The sequence below is a fragment of the Pseudomonas sp. Leaf129 genome, assembly GCF_001423465.1.
Taxonomy (GTDB): Bacteria; Pseudomonadota; Gammaproteobacteria; order Pseudomonadales; family Pseudomonadaceae; genus Aquipseudomonas; species Aquipseudomonas coleopterorum.
In genome coordinates, this window is record NZ_LMOC01000007.1 from 425,045 (window position 1) to 444,073 (window position 19,029).

Here is a 19,029-nt window from a genome sequence, read left to right on the forward strand (position 1 = left end):
CAACGGCTTATAGGCAAATCTGCGCTGCAAGCCCCGACCTATCGGAAAAAGGCATTTGCAAATGTCCGTGTATTCCTTGAGAATATGCGGCCTTTCGGGCACCCGTGTGCCCGCTGTGCATTATGATTTGCAGCACCGACTACAGGAACGATGTTCAATGCTAACCATCCGTCTTGCCCGTGGCGGCTCCAAAAAGCGCCCGTTTTACCAACTGACCGTAACCGATTCGCGCAACCCGCGTGACGGTTCCCACAAAGAGCACGTGGGTTTCTTCAACCCTGTTGCCCGTGGTCAGGAAATCCGTCTGTCCGTGAACCAAGAGCGCGTCAACCACTGGTTGAGCGTGGGTGCACAGCCTTCTGAGCGTGTTGCTCAGTTGCTGAAGGAAGCTGCCAAGGCCGCGGCCTGAGCAATATGAACGCGACGCCAGATTCCGCTGATGACTTGATCGTCGTCGGCAAGATTTTCTCGGTACACGGCGTTCGCGGCGAGGTGAAGGTCTTTTCCTTTACCGATCCGATAGAAAACCTGCTCGACTACAAGACCTGGACGCTCAAGCGCGAAGGGGTTGTCGTCAAACAGGTAGAGCTGGTCAGCGGCCGATCCACACAAAAGGATCTGGTTGCCAAGTTGAAAGGCCTGGATGATCGCGACGAAGCCCGTCTTCTGTCCGGTTACGAGATTTGCATCTCGCGCAGCCTTTTGCCCGACCTGGCCGAAGATGATTACTACTGGTATCAGCTTCAGGGCCTGAAGGTCATCGATCTGCAGGAGCAATTGCTCGGCACCATCGATCACCTGTTGGAGACCGGCGCCAACGATGTAATGGTGGTGAAGCCCTGCGTGGGCAGCCTGGATGATCGTGAACGCCTGTTGCCCTATACGGCGCAATGCGTGTTGAAGGTCGACCTGGCCGCTGGCGAGATGAGGGTGGATTGGGACGCGGACTTCTAGGCGATGGCAACCCTTCGCGTTGAAGTGATCACCCTGTTCCCCGAGATGTTCTCGGCCATCAGTGAGTACGGCATTACCAGCCGCGCGGTGAAACAGGGGTTGTTGCAACTGACCTGCTGGAACCCGCGGGACTACACCACGGACCGTCACCACACAGTGGATGACCGGCCCTTCGGCGGTGGTCCGGGAATGGTGATGAAGATCAAGCCCCTGGAAGACGCGTTGGTTCAGGCCAAGGCAGCAGCAGGGGAAGCGGCGAAGGTGATCTACCTCTCGCCCCAGGGCCGACCGCTGGTACAGGGCGCCGTGAAACAACTGGCGACTTCCGAATCCCTGATTCTGATCGCCGGGCGGTATGAAGGCATCGACGAGCGTTTCATTGAAGCTCATGTCGATGAAGAGTGGTCTGTTGGCGACTATGTGCTGTCGGGCGGTGAATTGCCCGCCATGGTCCTGATCGATGCGGTTACACGACTGCTGCCCGGAGCTTTGGGGCATGCGGACTCCGCGGAGGAAGACTCCTTCACGGACGGTCTGCTGGATTGCCCGCACTACACCCGACCGGAGGTGTATGCGGATCAGCGTGTTCCCGACGTATTGCTTAGCGGCAATCATGCACACATCCGGCGCTGGCGTTTGCAGCAGTCCCTTGGGCGGACCTACGAACGACGTGCCGATCTTCTGGAAAGACGCTCGCTTTCTGGAGAAGAGAACAAGCTGCTGGCGGAGTATCTCCGCGAGCGGAACGATAGTTAACGTATCGATGGCAATTCAGACGATTTGCCTTAGGAGCACAGCATGACCAACAAAATCATTCTGCAACTCGAAGCCGAGCAGATGAGCAAAGAAATCCCTCCCTTTGCCCCGGGCGACACCATCGTCGTTCAGGTGAAAGTGAAGGAAGGTGATCGTTCCCGTCTGCAGGCGTTCGAAGGCGTTGTCATCGCCAAGCGCAACCGCGGCGTGAACAGTGCTTTCACCGTACGTAAAATCTCCAACGGTGTTGGCGTAGAGCGTACTTTCCAGACCTACAGCCCGCAGATCGACAGCATGGCCGTGAAACGTCGTGGTGACGTGCGTAAAGCCAAGCTGTACTACCTGCGCGACCTGTCTGGTAAAGCAGCACGTATCAAGGAAAAACTGTCCTGAGAACAGTTTGTTTCTGATGCAGAAAAAGGCAGCCTTCGGGCTGCCTTTTTTGTGGGTGAAGGTTTGTAGGCGAGTTGGCAGGTGAGTGTCCAATGGCAATGTTCATGTGGGAGCGGGCTCTGCCCGCGAAGGCGTCGCCCTGACTCTGCGCCCTGTTATCATCCCCGGACCTCCACAACCCTACGATCTCGATGCCAGCCCTAGACCACCCCCTGATCGACCAATTCCTCGATGCCTTATGGCTGGAAAAAGGCCTCTCGCAAAACAGTCGCGACGCCTATCGCAGTGACCTTGCCCTGTTCAACGGCTGGCTGCAGGAGCGCGGCATCGCGCTGGAGGCCGCCGGCCGCGAGGTGCTGCTCGATCACCTGGCCTGGCGGGTCGAACAGGGTTACAAGGCGCGTTCTACAGCGCGGCTGCTGTCGGGCGCACGCGGTTTCTACCGGTACTTGCTGCGCGAGAAACTGATCGGCAGCGACCCGACCTTGCAGATCGACATGCCGCAGCTGGGCAAGCCGTTGCCCAAATCATTGTCCGAAGCCGACGTCGAGGCGCTATTGCAGGCGCCGGACCTGAGCGAGCCGATCGGCCAGCGTGACCGCGCCATGCTCGAGGTGCTGTATGCCTGCGGCCTGCGGGTGACCGAATTGATCAGCCTGACCCTGGATCAGGTCAATCTGCGCCAGGGCGTGTTACGCGTGGTGGGCAAGGGCAACAAGGAACGCCTGGTGCCCATGGGCGAGGAAGCCGTGGTTTGGGTCGAGCGCTACCTGCGCGATGGACGCCATGAACTGCTCGGCGGCAGGCCCAGTGATGTCGTCTTTCCCAGCCAGCGTGGCGAGCAGATGACCCGGCAGACGTTCTGGCATCGCATCAAGCATCAAGCTCAGGTCGCCGGCATCGCCAAGTCGTTGTCGCCGCACACGCTGCGTCATGCATTCGCCACCCATCTGCTCAACCATGGCGCGGATCTGCGCGTGGTGCAGATGCTGCTCGGCCACAGTGATCTGTCGACCACGCAGATTTATACCCACGTGGCACGCGCGCGTCTGCAGGACCTGCATGCCAAACACCATCCACGGGGATGAAATCGGACGATTCGGCTCTGTGTCGAGCGTTGTCCGCAGTCGGTCTTGCCCAATGAATGTGGTAGGCTTGCCCGGTTTATGCAGCGGGCCGTGACGAGTTGATCGTCCATCGCCCCTCAAGTCCGTCGCTCCAGGAGTTCCCATGCGCGTGACCCGTCTTTTCGCCGCCGCAGCCCTTGCGTTGGCCAGCACCTTTGCCGTGGCCGACCCGGCTGCGGAGCAAGCCATTCGCAAGACCCTGCAGACCTTGCAACTGGAAGTCCCTATCGAAAGCGTGGGCGCAAGCCCGCTCAATGGCCTGTACGAGGTCAAGCTCAAGGGCGGCCGCGTGCTGTATGCCAGCGCCGACGGTCAGTTCGTCATGCAGGGCTACCTGTTCCAGATTCAGGACGGCAAGCCGGTCAACCTGACCGAGAAGACCGAACGGCTGGCCATCGCCAAGACCATCAATGCCATTCCGGTCGCCGATACCGTGGTGTACCCGGCGGTGGGCGAAACCAAATCGCACATCACCGTGTTCACCGACACCACCTGCCCGTACTGCCACAAGCTGCACGCCGAAGTGCCTGAGCTGAACCGCATGGGTGTCGAGGTACGCTACGTGGCGTTCCCGCGCCAGGGTCTGAAATCGGCCGGTGACGAACAACTGCAGGCCGTCTGGTGTTCCAAGGACCGCAAGGCGGCCATGGACAAGATGGTCTCGGGCGATACCATCAAGGCGCCTTCCTGCGTCAATCCGGTTGCCAAGCAGTTCGAGCTGGGCCAGTCGATCGGTGTCAGCGGCACGCCAGCCATCGTGCTGGAAAACGGGCAGGTGATCCCTGGCTACCAGCCGGCTGCGAACGTGGCCAAGCTGGCGCTCGACGCGAAAGGCTGAGCGGCACTCGCACGTCATCAATAGCCGCAGGCTCAGGGCCTGCGGCCAGTATCACGACCGTCATCTGGGCGGTCGTTTCATGGGGAGTTCAGAGTGAAACCGGTCAAAGTAGGCATCTGTGGGTTAGGTACCGTCGGTGGCGGCACCTTCAACGTACTTCAGCGCAACGCCGAGGAGATTGCCCGCCGTGCCGGGCGCGGTATTGAAGTGGCGCAGATTGCTATGCGCTCGCCGAACCCCAACTGCCAGATTGCCGGTACCCCCATTACCAACGATGTCTTCGCAGTGGCCGGCAACCCGGAGATCGATATCGTCATCGAGCTGATCGGTGGCTACACCGTCGCCCGTGAACTGGTGCTCAAGGCCATCGAGAACGGCAAGCACGTGGTCACCGCCAACAAGGCGCTGATTGCCGTGCACGGCAACGAGATTTTCGCCAAGGCGCGCGAGAAGGGCGTGATCGTCGCGTTCGAAGCTGCGGTTGCCGGCGGCATCCCGGTGATCAAGGCGATTCGCGAAGGCTTGTCGGCCAACCGTATCAACTGGGTAGCGGGCATCATCAACGGTACGGGCAACTTCATCCTGACCGAAATGCGCGAGAAGGGCCGTACCTTCGCAGACGTCCTGGCCGAAGCACAGGCACTGGGCTACGCCGAAGCCGATCCGACCTTCGACGTGGAAGGCATCGATGCCGCGCACAAGCTGACGATCCTGGCGTCCATCGCCTTCGGCATCCCGTTGCAGTTCGACAAGGCCTACACAGAAGGCATCACTCGCCTGACCACGGCCGACGTCAACTATGCCGAAGCCTTGGGCTACCGCATCAAGCACCTGGGCGTGGCACGCAGCACCGAGCGCGGCATCGAATTGCGCGTCCACCCGACGCTGATCCCGGCCGACCGCCTGATCGCCAACGTCAATGGCGTGATGAATGCGGTGATGGTCAACGGCGATGCAGCCGGTTCCACCCTGTTCTACGGTGCCGGCGCTGGCATGGAGCCCACCGCTTCGAGCGTGGTCGCCGACCTGGTCGACGTGGTCCGGGCCATGACCTCGGACCCGGAGAATCGTGTTCCCCACCTGGCTTTCCAGCCAGACTCGCTCTCGGCCCACCCGATCCTGCCGATCGAGGCGTGCGAAAGTGCCTACTACCTGCGTATCCAGGCCAAGGATCATCCGGGAGTGCTGGCACAGGTGGCGAGCATCCTGTCCGAGCGCGGCATCAACATCGAGTCGATCATGCAGAAGGAGGTCGAGGAACACGACGGCCTGGTGCCGATGATCCTGCTGACCCACCGCGTCGTCGAACAGCACATCAATGATGCCATCAAGGCGCTGGAAGCCTTGCAGGGCGTCGTCGGGCCGGTTGTGCGCATCCGTGTCGAGCACTTGAACTAAGCGGCAGCTGCCAGAGGAATTCGCAATGCGTTATATCAGTACTCGCGGTCAGGCCCCGGCCCTGAACTTCGAAGAGGTCCTGCTCGCCGGCCTGGCCAGCGATGGCGGCCTGTATGTGCCGGAGAATCTGCCGCGTTTCACCCAGGAAGAAATTGCCTCGTGGGCAGGCCTGCCTTACCACGAGCTGGCCTTCCGAGTGATGCGCCCGTTCGTCACCGGCAGCATCCCGGATGCCGATTTCAAGAAGATTCTCGAAGACACCTACGGGGTGTTCGCCCACGCCTCGATCGCGCCGCTGCGCCAGCTGGACGGCAACGAGTGGGTAATGGAACTGTTTCACGGCCCAACCCTGGCGTTCAAGGACTTTGCCCTGCAGTTGCTGGGTCGTCTGCTCGACTACGTACTGGCCAAGCGCGGCCAGCGTGTGGTGATCATTGGCGCCACCAGTGGTGACACCGGCTCGGCGGCGATCGAGGGCTGTAAGCACTGCGAGAACGTCGACATCTTCATCCTGCACCCGCATGAGCGCGTGTCGGCGGTGCAACGTCGGCAGATGACCACGATCGGCGGCGACAACGTGCACAACATCGCCATCGAAGGCAACTTCGACGATTGCCAGGAAATGGTCAAGAACAGCTTCGCCGATCAGAGCTTCCTCAAGGGCACGCCGCTGGTTGCGGTGAACTCGATCAACTGGGCGCGGATCATGGCCCAGATCGTCTACTACTTCCATGCAGCGCTGCAACTGGGCGGGCCCGCGCGTTCGGTGGCATTCTCGGTGCCGACCGGCAATTTCGGCGACATCTTCGCCGGTTACCTGGCACGCAACATGGGCCTGCCGATCAACCAGTTGGTGGTGGCCACCAACCGCAACGACATCCTGCACCGCTTCATGAGCGGCAACCAGTACGTCAAGGAAACCCTGCACGCGACGTTGTCGCCGTCGATGGACATCATGGTGTCGTCGAACTTCGAGCGTCTGCTGTTCGATCTGCACGGTCGCAACGGCGCGGCCATTGCCGGCCTCATGGACAACTTCCGCCAGGGCGGCGGTTTCAGTGTCGAGCAGGAGCGCTGGACCGAGGCGCGCAAGCTGTTCGACTCGCTGGCGGTCAGTGACGAGCAGACCTGCGAGACCATCGCCCAGGTGTTCGCCGAGTGCGGCGAAGTTCTCGATCCGCACACGGCCATTGGTGTACGCGCGGCCCGCGAGTGCCGACGCAGCCTGGATACGCCCATGGTCGTGCTGGGTACCGCGCATCCGGTCAAATTCCCTGAGGCGGTACAGAAGGCGGGTGTGGGCAGGGCGCTGGAGCTGCCACCGCACCTGGTCGATCTGTTCGAACGCGAAGAGAAGTGCACTGTACTGCCCAATGACCTGTCGGCCGTACAAGCCTTCGTGAGTCAGCACGGCAACCGCGGCAAGCCGCTCTGACGGTACGCAGCAGCGCGCCTGACGCGATCTGAAACACATAAAGCCCGCACGATGCGGGCTTTATGCTTTTTACAGTGCCAAGCTTATGCAACTTTTTCCCAGGCCCTTTCGGCCCGCAGGCAAGGATGCACGGCATGAGACCCAAACCGACCTCGTTTTTCACGCGCGCAGGGGCGATGGCGTGGGCAGCGGGGCTTTTGGTGGGCGCCTGCATCCTTTTGCCCGGCTTGGCCACTGCCGCCCAGAGTCTGCCTTTCGCGCTCGTCGCACCGTTCGCCCAGCTCGCGCCCCTGCCGCTCTCCAGTGCCGAGCAGCAATGGTTGCAGCGCCACGGGACGCTCCGCGTCGGCGTCTCGCTGGCTGACTATGAACCCATCGACATCACCAGTGAACGCAACCGCTATCAAGGCGTGAGCGCCGATTACCTGAGCCTGATCGGCAGCCGCCTGGGGGTTGAATTGCGAGTACTGGGCTTCGCCCAGCGCAGCGAAGCGGTGCAGGCACTCAAGGATGGCGAAATCGACCTGCTGACCAGCGCCAATGGGTATGAACAGGCCATCGGCGGCCTGGCGTTCACCAAGGAGTACATGCCCGACCATGGTGTTATCGTGCGGCGCGTCGGTAGCGGGGGGGGAACCGGCCTGGCTGGCCAGAAGGTCGCGCTGGTGGATGGCTACGCCGACGACGCTACTGTGCAGCGCGTGTATCCGGACAGCCGCATCGTCATGGCACCCAGCCTGAGCAGCGGCCTGCAAGCGCTGCATCAGGGCGATGTCGATGCGATGATCAGCAACGAAGTCATCGTGCGTGCCTACAATGCGCTGCGTCCCTACCTCGATCTGGACATCATCGGCCCCAGTGGCCTGCCCCCGGTGGGGTACACCATCGCCAGTCGCCAGGCCGATCCTTTACTGGGACAGATGGTCGAGCGGGCGCTGGCCAGCATCGACGACGGTTTGCGCCGTGAGATACTGACCCGCTGGACCACTGGGCTAGGGTCGGAAATCGGTCACCACCGGGTTCCGCTGGAACCCGCCGAGCAAGCCTGGATCGCCCGGCACCGACAGGTTCGCGTGGTTGCGACCCAGTATCCGCCCTACCTGTACCGAGATCGGCAGGGGAACTGGGTAGGGCTCAATAGTGAGGTGCTGGCGACCCTGTCGCACATGACGGGACTGCAGTTCGTCTATCTGCCTTCCAGCTCCATGGCCCAGAGCCTGGACATGCTCAAGCATGGCCAGGCCGACATGAACACCACGCTCTCGGAAACCCCGGAACGCAAGGCGTTCCTCAGCTTCAGCCATTCCTTCGGGGGCCAGGGTTGGGTGTTCATCGTTCGCGCCGAGGATCTGCCCATCGGTCATCTGGACGAGCTCGCCGGCAAGGTACTGGCGATTCCGGCCGAACATGCCCTGGAAAGCGCGATCCGCAGCCAGTACCCGCAGATCAAACTGGTCCTGGTCAGCACCTACGACAAGGCGCGCGAGATGGTTGCCAGTGGCGAGGCGGATGCGACCATCGACAGTGAAGTCGGGGCCTATCGCGCAGTGGGACGGTATCCGCCTGGCGTGCTCAAGGTCGGACGTAATGTCGATGGCGAATGGTCACCCGATCGTTTCGCCATTCGCGCCTCGGAGCCCGAGCTGACGGCGATCATCAACAAAGCGCTGGAAGCGTATCCGGTAGCCGAACTGCGCGCGGCGCGCTTGAAATGGCTGGGTGCGGTGGTGCCGCCAGAGCCCATGTGGCAGCGCATTGCCACCTGGGTCTATTGGCTGCTGGCGGTGGCCCTGGTGCTGGGCGCCGTGTCACTGGTGTGGAGCGGCCGACTCAAGGCGCAGATCCGTCAGCGACTCGAGGCCGAGCATGCGCTCAACGACCAGCTCGCCTTCCAGCGCGCCTTGCTCGATGGCATTCCCAGCCCCATCTATGTGCGCGATCTGCAGGCACGGCTGTTGTCCTGCAACAAGAGCTACGAGCAGAGCTTCGCGACGCGCTTGCAAGACATCAAGGGCCGCACGTTGCAGGAGGTTGTCGTGGTGAACTCGGACGAGGCCGAGCAGATGCATCGCGACTACCTCAAGCTGCTGGACGATCAGCAGCCGGTATCTGCTGATCGGCAGATCCAGATGCACGGCCGCAAAGTGCATGCCTGGCAATGGATCGTGCCGTTCTACAATGCCGAGGGCCAGCTTCAGGGCTTGCTGGGCGGCTGGATCGACATTTCCGAGCGCAAGCGCCTCGAAGATCAACTGGTAGAGGCTCGGCACACCGCCGAGCAGGCAAACCAGGCCAAGAGCGCTTTTCTGGCGACCATGAGCCATGAGATTCGTACGCCCATGGCGGCCATCATCGGCTTGCTCGAGTTGGAGCGTGAGCGACGCCGGCGGGACGAGCAACCGGTGTCCGAGGCGCTCGAGGTGGCCTGGCGTTCGGCCCAGGAGCTTGTCGCCCTGATCGGCGACAGTCTGGACCTGACGAAGATCGAATCAGGCAGCCTGCAACTGGCCGAGCGGGTGACCGAGGTCCGGCCGTTCTTCGAAGGCATGCTCAGCCTGTTCTCGGCCCAGGCACAGCGCAAGGGCATTGCGCTCGATCTCGACATCGCACCGGCCATGGCCAGCACGTTCTGGTTCGATCCGTTGCGGTTGCGGCAGGTGGTGCACAACCTGCTCGGAAACGCCTTGAAATTTACCCGCCAGGGCAGCGTGAGCCTGGCTGTCGACGCGCAGGCGCTCAACCCGGGCCAGTGGCGGATGACCATTGTCGTCAACGACACGGGCGCAGGCATGACGCCAGGGCAACAGGCCAGATTGTTCAAACCGTTCGTCCAGGGTGGTGTGGACCTGCAACAGGAATCCATCGGTTCCGGCCTGGGGTTGACCATCTGCAAGCAGTTGGTCCAACTGATGGGCGGCACGATCAACCTGCACAGTACCGAAGGCGTGGGAACGCGAGTCGAAGTGCAGATCGATGTACGCCACGATGCAGAGCCCGAGGCGGCAATGGCTCCTGTCCAACCGCGGCCTGACACCGCCGCGCTGGACATTCTGGTGGTGGATGACCTGTCGGCCAATCGGATGGTGTTGACCCAGCAGTTGCAGTTTCTGGGGCATCGGGTGCAGGACGCCAGCGACGGTGTGACGGCGCTGGCTGCCTGGCAAGCCGGGCATTACGATCTGGTGCTCACCGACTGCAACATGCCAGGCATGAATGGCCACGCCCTGTGCCAAGCCATCCGCCAGCAGGAAGCGCTATCCGGTGCACGTCCGGTTCGGGTTATCGGCTGTACCGCCAATGCCATGCAGGATGAGCGGTTGCGCTGTGCCGAAGCGGGCATGGATGAACTGCTGGTCAAGCCGATAGCCCTGGACAGGCTGGCTCAGATCATCGCCGACCTGCAGCAGGGTCCGGCATTCTCCATGCAGGCGCTGCAACGTCTGACCCAGGCCAATGAAAAGGTCATGCGACGAATGCTCGACGAGTTCTCCCGCAATCTGGAGGCAGAGGCCGGAGCGCTGACCGAAGTCGTCGAGGCGCTCGACTGGTTACGCCTGCAAGAGGTGCTGCACCGGCTTCAAGGCATTGCTCGTCTTATCGACGCGGAGCCATTGATGCGCGCGCTCGCCCAAGTGGATGCGTGTTGTCAGTCGGGCGATGAGCAGCGATTGCTCGTCGAGGGCAAGGAGCTCCATTGCGAAATCGCAAGGTTGGCCACGGCCATAGCGCGCTGTCGAGAAAATTCCTCGGAAATTTAGGACTTGTCCTATCCCAAGCGTTCCACTTGCCCTTTAGAGTGCCAGGCAATGCGCAGCTCGATGCGCTCCTTCGAGGTTTTCACTCATGCGTTCGCTCAGAGTTCTGGTGCTGGAAGACATTCCGTATCAGTTGATCGCCATGCATCAGGTGCTCAATGCCTGTGGGGTATTCGACGTCCTCACCGCTCAGAGCTTCAACGCGGCCTGTCTCTCGCTGGAAAAGCGCCATGGGGCGGACGTGGCCATTTGCGAGGTGACGATGGCCGGGTTGGACATGGGCGAGCTGATCCGCCATCTAGCCGCGACCGGGCTGGCACGGGCACTGATCCTCTACAGCAATGGCTCGCAGTCAGTCGAACCGCTGGCGGCACTGGCTCGCCAGCATCGGTTGCCATTGTTGGGCGTGTTGTACACGCCCGTGTCGGCTGTCGCGGTGCATGGGCTGCTGCAGGATTACCAGCGTCGAATGGATGTACAGGCCTTGCTGCCCTTGCCTGACGTGCACGAGATCAGTTCCTGCGACGGCGCCTGGCCTCTGCCTTTGCGCCCCTAGCGCCGCCCGGTAGTGCGATGCAGGCCCGTGCCGATCCCGGTCATTTCAATCCGTGGGCCTGCATGTAGATATACAACGCCGCATCGTTGTCGATGCCCAGCTTGCGCATGGCGCTGACCTTCTGCGCGCTGATCGTCTGCTTGCTGCGGTTGAGTTGGAGAGCGATTTCGTTGACCGAGAGGCCTTGGGCCAGCAGACGTGTTATTTCAAGCTCGCGCGGAGACAGGTCGACATGGCCCGTGAGCTGGCTTGCGGGATTATCACCCGGCAGGGCCAGGATACTTCTTATCGACTGCGCCACGAACGGCTTGTTGCGCTTGAGGCTGGCAATCGCTGCCGGCAATTCGTCGACGAGGCTGGCTTTGCCCAACAACCCGACCACGCCCAAGTTCAGGATTGCCCGCAGCAGCCCTGGATTGGTCAGCATGGTGACCACCATTACAGGCAGCTTTGGCCAATGCCGGCCGACATACCCGATCAGCCTCAGGCCATCACTTTGATCCCGAGAGGGCATCATGTAGTCGGTGATCAGCAGGTCGCATTCGGTTTCATTCAGGCAGTGCGTCAGCTCCTGTGGCGAGGCGGCTTCGGCCACCACGCGCAAGCCGGGGTCTCGCTCCAGCACGGCGCGCAGGCCGATACGAAAGATCGGATGGTCATCGGCCAGCGCAATCCGCAGGGGTGCGCTCAGTGGGTCGGTCAAGGCAGGCTCCGGTGACGGGCAAATCAGGCGGTGAATTCTGGCACAGCTGTGGTCTATTCCTGATCTGTTTTGTAGTCCATTTCTGGCCCTGTAGCCACCAAACCGCACAATCAGAAAAGTCTTACATTCGTACTGTCATATTCCGAAGGCACTGTCGGAAATAGTCTGACATGGCGAGCCCAGAACTTTTCTCGCTGGGGAGGGGTCAGTGTCATGCACCTTAAGAATTCGAACAGACGAGTGGTGATGCGATGAAGAATATCAGCCTGTTGCTCAATGAAGCCTTGACACCGTATCGCGTGACTCTCGAAGGGCAGGATAGTCTTGGCAATTGCCAGGTCGTGGTCATGAGCGCGGCTGGAAGCGTAGTGACCAAGCGTTCGGTCAACCGCAGCCAATTCGAGGACTTGCGCTCCTTTACCGATGTGGTCGATGGCTTGCGCCGTGATCTGCTGGTTGCCGAGGGGCGGCTCGAACCGTCGATGATTGCAGCGCTGCGCAATGTTTCGCAAAGTGCTGGCTTCAGCCACGCGCTGGCCTGAGCTTGATCAGGCCCTGGCTGTCCTAGAGGTAGGGCCTTTGGTGGGCAGCGCGCGCCGCGGCCCTGCCATTTTCCTCCCTACCGCTGGCTGCTCAAGGCCTCGGTACTCTGTGCATTGAGCCTTCGCGCATTGAACAATGCACGGGTTTCGCGCAGATAATCCGACCTCTCCTCAGGTGCCAGCCATTGCGCATACAGCTGCGCTAATTGACCACTGCGCAATTCCAGCAGCAAAGGGTTCAGGGCGTCTACTACGCGGCGGCCGGTGGGGCTGTCAGAGCAACCCACATGTACGATCTGTGTTCTTGCCGCGCCCTTGATCGGGACCTGCACCATTTGCTGAGGATCCAAACCTTCCTGGCGCGCCTGATAGCGAGCCTCCAGCCAGTAGCCCAGCAGGGCATGGATCCGCCCCAGTCTTTCCATGCGCAGCAGGCTCCCCATGGCGTCGTTGCCATGATGGGCGAGGATCTGGCGGCTGTCGGCTTCGGCCAGAATGCGGTCGACGACGCTGCCGTAGCTGCGACCGGCAATGATGCCCAGGGCCAGGGTATCGCTGCGCAGCAGGGCGCCAAGGTCGACCTTGCCGTCGTCCATGAAATCGGCGATCAGCGGCAGGTCGATTCGTTGCATGACCAATGTACTGCCCAGCACGTGCATGCTGGGCACTGAATAAAAGATGGTCTGCGCGCGCTGACGCGTCCAGAGCAGCGCAGGGTCGCAGTAAAGCCCCGGCTCGGCGAGCATCTGAGAGGCGCGCGCGCGGTTGACCCTGAGCACGCTGTGATCGTAGTCCGGCAGCGCTGCGCGCATCAATGGCAGGGCCTGGTCGACGGCGCCGCGGTTACGGTCCGGCCCTCGGGCTATGGTCAGCGGTGCCAGGTCGCGCAACAGCCATGTGATGGTTTCCCGGCCATGTGCATGGGGTGTGATGAGCAGGCAGGCGCACAGCGCCAGTGACAGGAAAAGGCTGCCGGCCGGCAGGATTTTGAAACATGAGTCCATGGCAGTCCTTGCGCAGGGGGTGGGGCAGGTTGTCCGTTTTTGAAACACTGCACCATCTTTGCACACCCAGGCGTATGATCAAAACGCACCGCAGCGTCGCAGTGGTGTGTGGTGGTCGTTGATCAAGGCCGCATCGGGTAGACTGTCGGCCTTTTCCCGTTCCCAAGAAGCCTGCCCAATGGCCCAGCCGTCGACCACGTACAAATTCGAACTGAACCTGACCGATCTTGACCGCAGCGTTTACGAGAGCGTCAAGCAGACCATCGCCCGTCACCCCTCCGAAACCGAAGAGCGGATGGCCGTTCGCTTGCTAGCGTATGCCCTGTGGTACAACGAGCACCTCTCTTTCGGCCGCGGTCTGTCGGATGTCGATGAAGCTGCGCTGTGGGAAAAGAGTCTGGATGGGCGGATCCTGCATTGGATCGAAGTCGGTCTGCCCGATGCCGAACGGCTCACCTGGTGTTCACGGCGTACCGAGCGTACCAGCCTGCTGGCCTATGGCAGCCTGCGCGTGTGGCAGACCAAGGTGGTCGATGCGGTCAAGAACCTGAAGAACGTCAACATCGCCGCAGTGCCTCAGGAAGTGCTCGAGACCCTGGCCAAGGACATGCCTCGGGTCATCAAGTGGGACGTCATGATCAGCGAGGGCACGGTGTTCGTCACCGATGACCGCGGTCAGCACGAAGTCCAGCTCGAGTGGCTGTTGGGCGAGCGCTAGGCCGCCCGGTTTCACCTTTCCTCTTTTGTCTTGCAGTGAGAACCGCCCCAGGCACCATGCGCATCGAACCCCGTCAGTTGCCCCAGATCCTGCCCTTCCTCGGCGATATGCCGCCCCTGCTGAATCGCCTCTACGCGGCGCGTGGTGTATCGAGTGCGCAGGAGCTGGACAAGAGCCTGGCGCGCCTGATTCCCTTCCAGCGGCTCAAGGGTATCGAAGCCGCTGTCGAGCTGTTGGTGACGGCCATCGACCAGCGTCAGCGCATTCTCATCGTAGGCGACTTCGATGCCGACGGTGCCACAGCCAGTGCGGTGGGGGTGCTCGGGCTGCGCCTGTTGGGCGCTGCCCATGTCGATTACCTGGTGCCCAATCGCTTCGAGTACGGCTACGGCCTGACCCCCGAGATCGTCGAAGTTGCCTTGCAGCGCGAGCCGCAGTTGCTGGTGACGGTCGACAACGGTATTTCCAGCGTCGAGGGCGTGGCGGCGGCCAAGGCTGCCGGGCTGCAGGTGCTGGTGACCGACCACCACTTGCCGGGGCACGAGTTGCCGGCTGCGGATGCCATCGTCAACCCCAATCAGCCGGGCTGCGAGTTCCCGAGCAAGAACCTGGCCGGGGTCGGCGTGATTTTCTACGTGTTGATGGCCCTGCGCGCACGGCTGCGTGAATTGGGACGCTATGCCCAGGTGGCGCAGCCCAACATCGGCGAACTCCTCGATCTGGTGGCGCTGGGCAGCGTGGCCGACGTCGTGCCGCTGGATGCCAACAACCGCATTCTGGTGCATCAGGGGCTGGAGCGAATTCGTGCGGGTCGAGCCCGGCCCGGTATCACAGCGATTCTGGAGGTGGCACGTCGCGAGGCCGCGCGGATCACCTCGACCGATCTGGGCTTTATCCTTGGGCCGCGCCTCAATGCCGCCGGGCGCCTGGACGACATGAGCCTGGGCATCGAGTGCCTGTTGAGCACCGATCTGCCCAGCGCCCAGGCGATTGCCTCGCAGCTCGACGGGTTGAACCAGGACCGCAAGTCGATCGAGCAGGGCATGCAGCGCGAAGCCCTGGCCCAGCTCAAGGACCTGGCGGTGGAATCCATGCCGTTCGGCCTGTGCCTGTTCGACGCGCAGTGGCACCAGGGTGTGATCGGTATCCTTGCCTCGCGGCTCAAGGAGCGCTACCACCGGCCAACCATTGCCTTCGCCGATGCGGGCGACGGTTTGCTCAAGGGCTCGGCGCGTTCGGTGCAGGGCTTTCACATTCGCGATGCACTGGATGCCGTGGCGGCCAGTCATCCGCAGTTGATCAGCAAGTTCGGTGGGCATGCCATGGCGGCGGGATTGACCTTGCCGCAGGAGAACTTCCCGGCGTTCTGTGAGGCGTTCGATGCCCAGGTGCGCAGCCAGCTGTGCGAGGAGGACCTGACCGGACGCCTGCTGTCCGACGGCACTTTGGGCGTCGAGGAGTTCCACCTGGAGCTGGCGCGCGCCCTGCGCAATGCCGGGCCCTGGGGGCAGCATTTTCCCGAGCCGATGTTCCATGGCGTGTTTCAACTGGTGGAGCAGCGAGTGGTTGGCGAGCGTCATCTCAAGGTCATGCTCAAGACCGAGTGCGGCAGCGTCAGCCTGGACGGTATCGCCTTCGGCGTCGACCGCGAAGTATGGCCCGACCCATCGGTGCGCTGGGTGCAGCTGGCGTACAAGCTGGACCTCAACGAGTTTCGCGGGCGCGAGACGGTGCAGTTGCTGATTACCCACATCGAGCCACGCTGACAGGCGGAACCACGGTCGCGGCCGGGTTGTCGACTGGTCTTCAAGAGCGAGATGGGTACGTCCGCCACGTCTATCGGCCGACGGCCTCTCGTCCCATGTGGAACTGCCAACCGAGGTGCCCGATGAGCATGCTGCTCGAACCCTATACCCTCCGCCAGCTGACCCTGCGCAACCGCATTGCGGTATCGCCGATGTGCCAGTACTCCAGCGCCGATGGCCTGGCTAACGACTGGCATCTGGTGCACCTGGGCAGTCGTGCCAGCGGCGGTGCCGGTCTGGTCTTCACCGAAGCCACCGCGGTGACCGCCGATGGTCGCATCACACCTGAAGACCTCGGTCTGTGGAATGACGAGCAGATCGAACCGCTGCAGCGCATCACTCGCTTCATCACATCACAGGGTGCTGTGCCGGCGATCCAGCTGGCCCACGCCGGGCGCAAGGCCAGTACCTGGCGACCCTGGTTGGGCAAGCATGGCAGCGTGCCAGTCAATGAAGGTGGCTGGGTGCCCGTCGGGCCCTCGCGGATCGCCTTCGACCCACAGCACACCGCACCCACTGCGTTGGACGAAGCCGCCATCAAGGACATCGTCCAGGCGTTCGTTGCCGCCACCAGGCGCGCACTGACCGCCAACTTCAAGGTGGTCGAGGTTCATGCGGCCCACGGTTATCTGCTGCATCAGTTCCTGTCGCCGCTCAGCAATCAGCGTCAGGATCAGTATGGAGGTAGTTTTGAAAACCGAATTCGTCTGACCCTTGAGGTCACGCAAGCCATTCGCGAGGTGTGGCCGGCGGAATTGCCCGTGTTCGTCCGCGTATCCGCGACCGACTGGGTGGAAGACGGCTGGAACCCGGACGAAACCGTCGAGTTGGCCAAACGTTTGAAGGCGCTGGGCGTTGACTTGGTCGACGTGTCGTCGGGTGGCACTTCGGCCAATGCCGAGATTCCAACCGGACCAGGCTATCAGACGCGCTTTGCCGAGCGGGTCCGCAAGGAGGCTGATCTCGCCACGGGCACCGTGGGCATGATCACCGACCCGGCTCAGGCCGAGCACATTCTGCGTACCGGTCAGGCTGACATCATCCTGCTTGCGCGTGAACTGCTGCGCGATCCGTACTGGCCCCTGCACGCCGACGAAGACCTGGGCGGTCGCCTGGCCACCTGGCCAGCCCAGTACCAGCGCGCCACCCACCGCGATCAGCCGATCCTGGAATCGGACCTGCGCGACTGATCGTCGGGCGTTTCAATGATGGCCTCTTCGCCCCTGGAATCATGAGGCGAAGAGGCCATGCCGCTTCAGTCCATCAGACGTACTTGCGCTTTTCCGGAGCTGGAGGGAAATACTGGTAGAGCCAGGTTTCGCTCAACGTGCGCCCTTGTGTCTTGATGAACAGGCGCATGTCCACCGGATCGACGCTGTCGCTGGTGGGGTACCAGTCGAACAGTACGCGGAAGCCCTTGATGTCCGGCAACTCCAACACCTGAACGTCCTGCACCTTGCCGCCCGAGGCCGTGATGATGGGTTCGATCGGCGTTTTCAGCGACTCCAGCCCGCCACCGGTGAAGTCCACGGCGAAACGGCGCGCCCAGACGTTGGGGTAATGCTCGCCCGGCGCCCAGCCTTCGGTGAAACCACCCATCCCGGAGCGCGTTGCCGCGACACGCGCAAGGGGCGTGCCGACCGGTGCCAGGGCACTCCAGTACAGCTTGTAGCCGAAATTCAGGGAGTTGCCGGCCTTGACCGGATTCTTGGGTGTCCAGAAGGCGACGATGTTGTCCATGGTTTCGCCGGTGGTCGGCAGCTCCACCAGATCGATGGCGCCTTCGCCCCAGGCGGTGGTCGGCTCGACCCACAGGCTCGGCCGCTTGTGATACCAATCGACCGTATCTTGGTAGTTGCTGAAGTTGTGGTCGGTCTGGATCAGGCCGAAGCCTTTCGGATCGACATCGGCGAAGGCGTTGAAACGCACACGGTCCGGGTTGTTCAGCGGTCGACAGATCCATTCGCCATTGCCGCGCCACATGGCCAGGCGATCCGAATCGTGGATCTGTGGATGAATGGTGTCGCACATACGCCGCTCGTGGTTGCCGCAGCTGAACATGCTGGTCATCGGTGCCACACCCAGTTGCTCGATGTCTTGACGCGCGTTGATGTGCGCATCGATGTCCATGACCACGCGCTCTGCCTGGCAATCGATGTCGAAGCGATAGGCGCCGGTGGCACTCGGTGAGTCGAGCAGGGCGTAGACCACGAAGCGGGTGCTGTCCTTGCTTGGCGTTTCGAACCAGAACTTGGTGAAGTCAGGAAACTCTTCCTGCTTCTTGGCATAGGTATCGATCGCCAGGCCGCGCGCGGACAGACCGTACTGGCCGGTGGCATCGACGGCGCGGAAGTAGCTGGCGCCGAGGAAGGAGACCACGTCGTGGCGTTCGAGGTTAGGCGCCTTGAACAGCTTGAAGCCGGCGAAGCCCAGGTCGCCCTTGAGCTGCGAAGTGTCGACCGTGGTGTTCTGGTAGTTGAACAACGGCGGATGGAAATGCACTTCGCGCGCCTGCTTGCGCTCGGCATCGACGCTGTACATGCGCACCGGGGTGCGGAAGCCCATGCCGACGTGGAAGAACTGCACGTCCAGTTGGCCCTTGAGGTCGTTCCACAACGAATGGTTGGCGTCGTAGCCAATCGCATTGAATTGCTGTGGCGTCATGTTGGCCAGGGTCGGGGGCAGGGTCTGCTTGTTGCTGACATAGGCCTGTGCGGCCAGGCTCTTGGCCTGGGCCTTGAGCATGTCGAAGCTGAACGGCTCGGCTTCGCCATCGGCGGTGGCCGCCAGGGCCTGGGCGGCGAACAGCCCGGTGCCCGACAGTCCGGTATAGGCCGCAAGGGCCATCGACGCTTTCAGAAGGTGTCTGCGGTGCATAGCTAACCTGTTCTGAATCAACCTCGGTCGCTCCAAGCGACCTGCGAGGCTCAAATGGGAAGGTTTGGGCCTGCCTTGTCCAAACGCAGCGAACTGTACACAGATACCGGAATGACCGATGTGTTCGCAAACTCCTGTAAAAAAGTTTTCCGGATAGGTCCCCGTCGG

Annotated in this window: 17 protein-coding genes; 14 read left to right on the forward strand and 3 right to left on the reverse strand. The window is 62.0% G+C overall.

Annotated features, from left to right (window positions below; genetic code table 11):
- Positions 1-157: 157 nt before the first annotated feature.
- From rpsP to ASF66_RS13580, 10 genes are all read left to right on the forward strand, one after another.
- Positions 158-409 (forward strand): 30S ribosomal protein S16, encoded by a 252-nt coding sequence (rpsP, locus tag ASF66_RS13535; RefSeq protein ID WP_008366201.1) that lies wholly within the window; start codon positions 158-160, stop codon positions 407-409.
- Between the two features lie 5 nt (positions 410-414).
- Positions 415-954, forward strand: a complete 540-nt coding sequence (gene rimM / locus ASF66_RS13540; RefSeq protein WP_056844211.1) for a ribosome maturation factor RimM — start codon at positions 415-417, stop codon at positions 952-954.
- A gap of 3 nt (positions 955-957) precedes the next feature.
- Positions 958-1,710, forward strand: coding sequence for a tRNA (guanosine(37)-N1)-methyltransferase TrmD (gene trmD / locus ASF66_RS13545; RefSeq protein ID WP_049861275.1), 753 nt, complete (start codon positions 958-960; stop codon positions 1,708-1,710).
- A 42-nt stretch (positions 1,711-1,752) separates the two neighbouring features.
- Positions 1,753-2,103, forward strand: a complete 351-nt coding sequence (gene rplS, locus ASF66_RS13550) for a 50S ribosomal protein L19 (protein WP_049861276.1) — start codon at positions 1,753-1,755, stop codon at positions 2,101-2,103.
- 191 nt (positions 2,104-2,294) lie between these two features.
- Positions 2,295-3,191 carry a site-specific tyrosine recombinase XerD gene (gene xerD / locus ASF66_RS13555; RefSeq protein ID WP_056844212.1) on the forward strand — a complete coding sequence of 299 codons (897 nt, stop codon included), beginning with the start codon at positions 2,295-2,297 and terminating at the stop codon, positions 3,189-3,191.
- A gap of 142 nt (positions 3,192-3,333) precedes the next feature.
- The gene (locus ASF66_RS13560; RefSeq protein WP_049861278.1) at positions 3,334-4,068 is read left to right on the forward strand and encodes a DsbC family protein; all 735 of its coding nucleotides are present in this window, start codon (positions 3,334-3,336) and stop codon (positions 4,066-4,068) included.
- A 93-nt stretch (positions 4,069-4,161) separates the two neighbouring features.
- Entirely contained in the window at positions 4,162-5,466 is a 1,305-nt protein-coding gene (locus tag ASF66_RS13565; RefSeq protein WP_056844213.1) for a homoserine dehydrogenase, read from the forward strand.
- A gap of 25 nt (positions 5,467-5,491) precedes the next feature.
- Positions 5,492-6,901 (forward strand): threonine synthase, encoded by a 1,410-nt coding sequence (thrC, locus tag ASF66_RS13570; protein ID WP_056844214.1) that lies wholly within the window; start codon positions 5,492-5,494, stop codon positions 6,899-6,901.
- Positions 6,902-7,035: 134 nt separating this feature from the next.
- The gene (locus ASF66_RS13575; protein ID WP_056844215.1) at positions 7,036-10,659 is read left to right on the forward strand and encodes a transporter substrate-binding domain-containing protein; all 3,624 of its coding nucleotides are present in this window, start codon (positions 7,036-7,038) and stop codon (positions 10,657-10,659) included.
- An 85-nt stretch (positions 10,660-10,744) separates the two neighbouring features.
- Positions 10,745-11,212: a response regulator gene (locus ASF66_RS13580; protein WP_156463190.1), complete on the forward strand. Its 468-nt coding sequence runs from the start codon at positions 10,745-10,747 to the stop codon at positions 11,210-11,212.
- Positions 11,213-11,252: 40 nt separating this feature from the next.
- On the opposite strand, the gene ASF66_RS13585 is transcribed toward ASF66_RS13580, so the two are convergent.
- The gene (locus ASF66_RS13585; RefSeq protein WP_156463191.1) at positions 11,253-11,915 is read right to left on the reverse strand and encodes a response regulator transcription factor; all 663 of its coding nucleotides are present in this window, start codon (positions 11,913-11,915) and stop codon (positions 11,253-11,255) included.
- A 251-nt stretch (positions 11,916-12,166) separates the two neighbouring features.
- Between ASF66_RS13585 and ASF66_RS13590 the strand changes: the two genes are divergently transcribed.
- Complete coding sequence (locus tag ASF66_RS13590; protein WP_056844216.1) at positions 12,167-12,457, forward strand: DUF3509 domain-containing protein; 291 nt, start codon at positions 12,167-12,169, stop codon at positions 12,455-12,457.
- Positions 12,458-12,534: 77 nt separating this feature from the next.
- Here the strand turns inward: ASF66_RS13590 and ASF66_RS13595 are convergent, their stop codons facing one another.
- Positions 12,535-13,461 (reverse strand): TIGR02285 family protein, encoded by a 927-nt coding sequence (locus ASF66_RS13595; RefSeq protein WP_156463192.1) that lies wholly within the window; start codon positions 13,459-13,461, stop codon positions 12,535-12,537.
- Positions 13,462-13,639: 178 nt separating this feature from the next.
- On the opposite strand from ASF66_RS13595, the gene ASF66_RS13600 reads away from it, so the two are divergent.
- The 3 genes from ASF66_RS13600 (at position 13,640) to ASF66_RS13610 (ending at position 17,174) form a co-directional block, all read left to right on the forward strand.
- Entirely contained in the window at positions 13,640-14,179 is a 540-nt protein-coding gene (locus ASF66_RS13600; RefSeq protein WP_049861282.1) for a YaeQ family protein, read from the forward strand.
- A gap of 56 nt (positions 14,180-14,235) precedes the next feature.
- Complete coding sequence (gene recJ / locus ASF66_RS13605) at positions 14,236-15,945, forward strand: single-stranded-DNA-specific exonuclease RecJ (RefSeq protein WP_056844217.1); 1,710 nt, start codon at positions 14,236-14,238, stop codon at positions 15,943-15,945.
- Positions 15,946-16,067: 122 nt separating this feature from the next.
- On the forward strand, positions 16,068-17,174 hold the full coding sequence (locus ASF66_RS13610) for an NADH:flavin oxidoreductase/NADH oxidase (protein WP_056844218.1): 1,107 nt from the start codon (positions 16,068-16,070) through the stop codon (positions 17,172-17,174).
- Positions 17,175-17,247: 73 nt separating this feature from the next.
- Here ASF66_RS13610 and ASF66_RS13615 read toward each other — a convergent pair whose 3' ends face one another.
- The gene (locus ASF66_RS13615; protein WP_056844219.1) at positions 17,248-18,861 is read right to left on the reverse strand and encodes a glucan biosynthesis protein D; all 1,614 of its coding nucleotides are present in this window, start codon (positions 18,859-18,861) and stop codon (positions 17,248-17,250) included.
- Positions 18,862-19,029 lie beyond the last annotated feature (168 nt).

Coding starts and splice junctions, on each gene's coding strand:
- rplS (WP_049861276.1), top strand. CDS start 1,753: ATGACCAACAAAATCATTCTGCAACTCGAAGCCGAGCAGATGAGCAAA.
- thrC (WP_056844214.1), top strand. CDS start 5,492: ATGCGTTATATCAGTACTCGCGGTCAGGCCCCGGCCCTGAACTTCGAA.
- rpsP (WP_008366201.1), top strand. CDS start 158: ATGCTAACCATCCGTCTTGCCCGTGGCGGCTCCAAAAAGCGCCCGTTT.
- ASF66_RS13590 (WP_056844216.1), top strand. CDS start 12,167: ATGAAGAATATCAGCCTGTTGCTCAATGAAGCCTTGACACCGTATCGC.
- xerD (WP_056844212.1), top strand. CDS start 2,295: ATGCCAGCCCTAGACCACCCCCTGATCGACCAATTCCTCGATGCCTTA.
- ASF66_RS13575 (WP_056844215.1), top strand. CDS start 7,036: ATGAGACCCAAACCGACCTCGTTTTTCACGCGCGCAGGGGCGATGGCG.
- ASF66_RS13600 (WP_049861282.1), top strand. CDS start 13,640: ATGGCCCAGCCGTCGACCACGTACAAATTCGAACTGAACCTGACCGAT.
- ASF66_RS13560 (WP_049861278.1), top strand. CDS start 3,334: ATGCGCGTGACCCGTCTTTTCGCCGCCGCAGCCCTTGCGTTGGCCAGC.
- rimM (WP_056844211.1), top strand. CDS start 415: ATGAACGCGACGCCAGATTCCGCTGATGACTTGATCGTCGTCGGCAAG.
- ASF66_RS13580 (WP_156463190.1), top strand. CDS start 10,745: ATGCGTTCGCTCAGAGTTCTGGTGCTGGAAGACATTCCGTATCAGTTG.
- trmD (WP_049861275.1), top strand. CDS start 958: ATGGCAACCCTTCGCGTTGAAGTGATCACCCTGTTCCCCGAGATGTTC.
- ASF66_RS13610 (WP_056844218.1), top strand. CDS start 16,068: ATGAGCATGCTGCTCGAACCCTATACCCTCCGCCAGCTGACCCTGCGC.
- ASF66_RS13615 (WP_056844219.1), bottom strand. CDS start 18,861: ATGCACCGCAGACACCTTCTGAAAGCGTCGATGGCCCTTGCGGCCTAT.
- recJ (WP_056844217.1), top strand. CDS start 14,236: ATGCGCATCGAACCCCGTCAGTTGCCCCAGATCCTGCCCTTCCTCGGC.
- ASF66_RS13595 (WP_156463192.1), bottom strand. CDS start 13,461: ATGGACTCATGTTTCAAAATCCTGCCGGCCGGCAGCCTTTTCCTGTCA.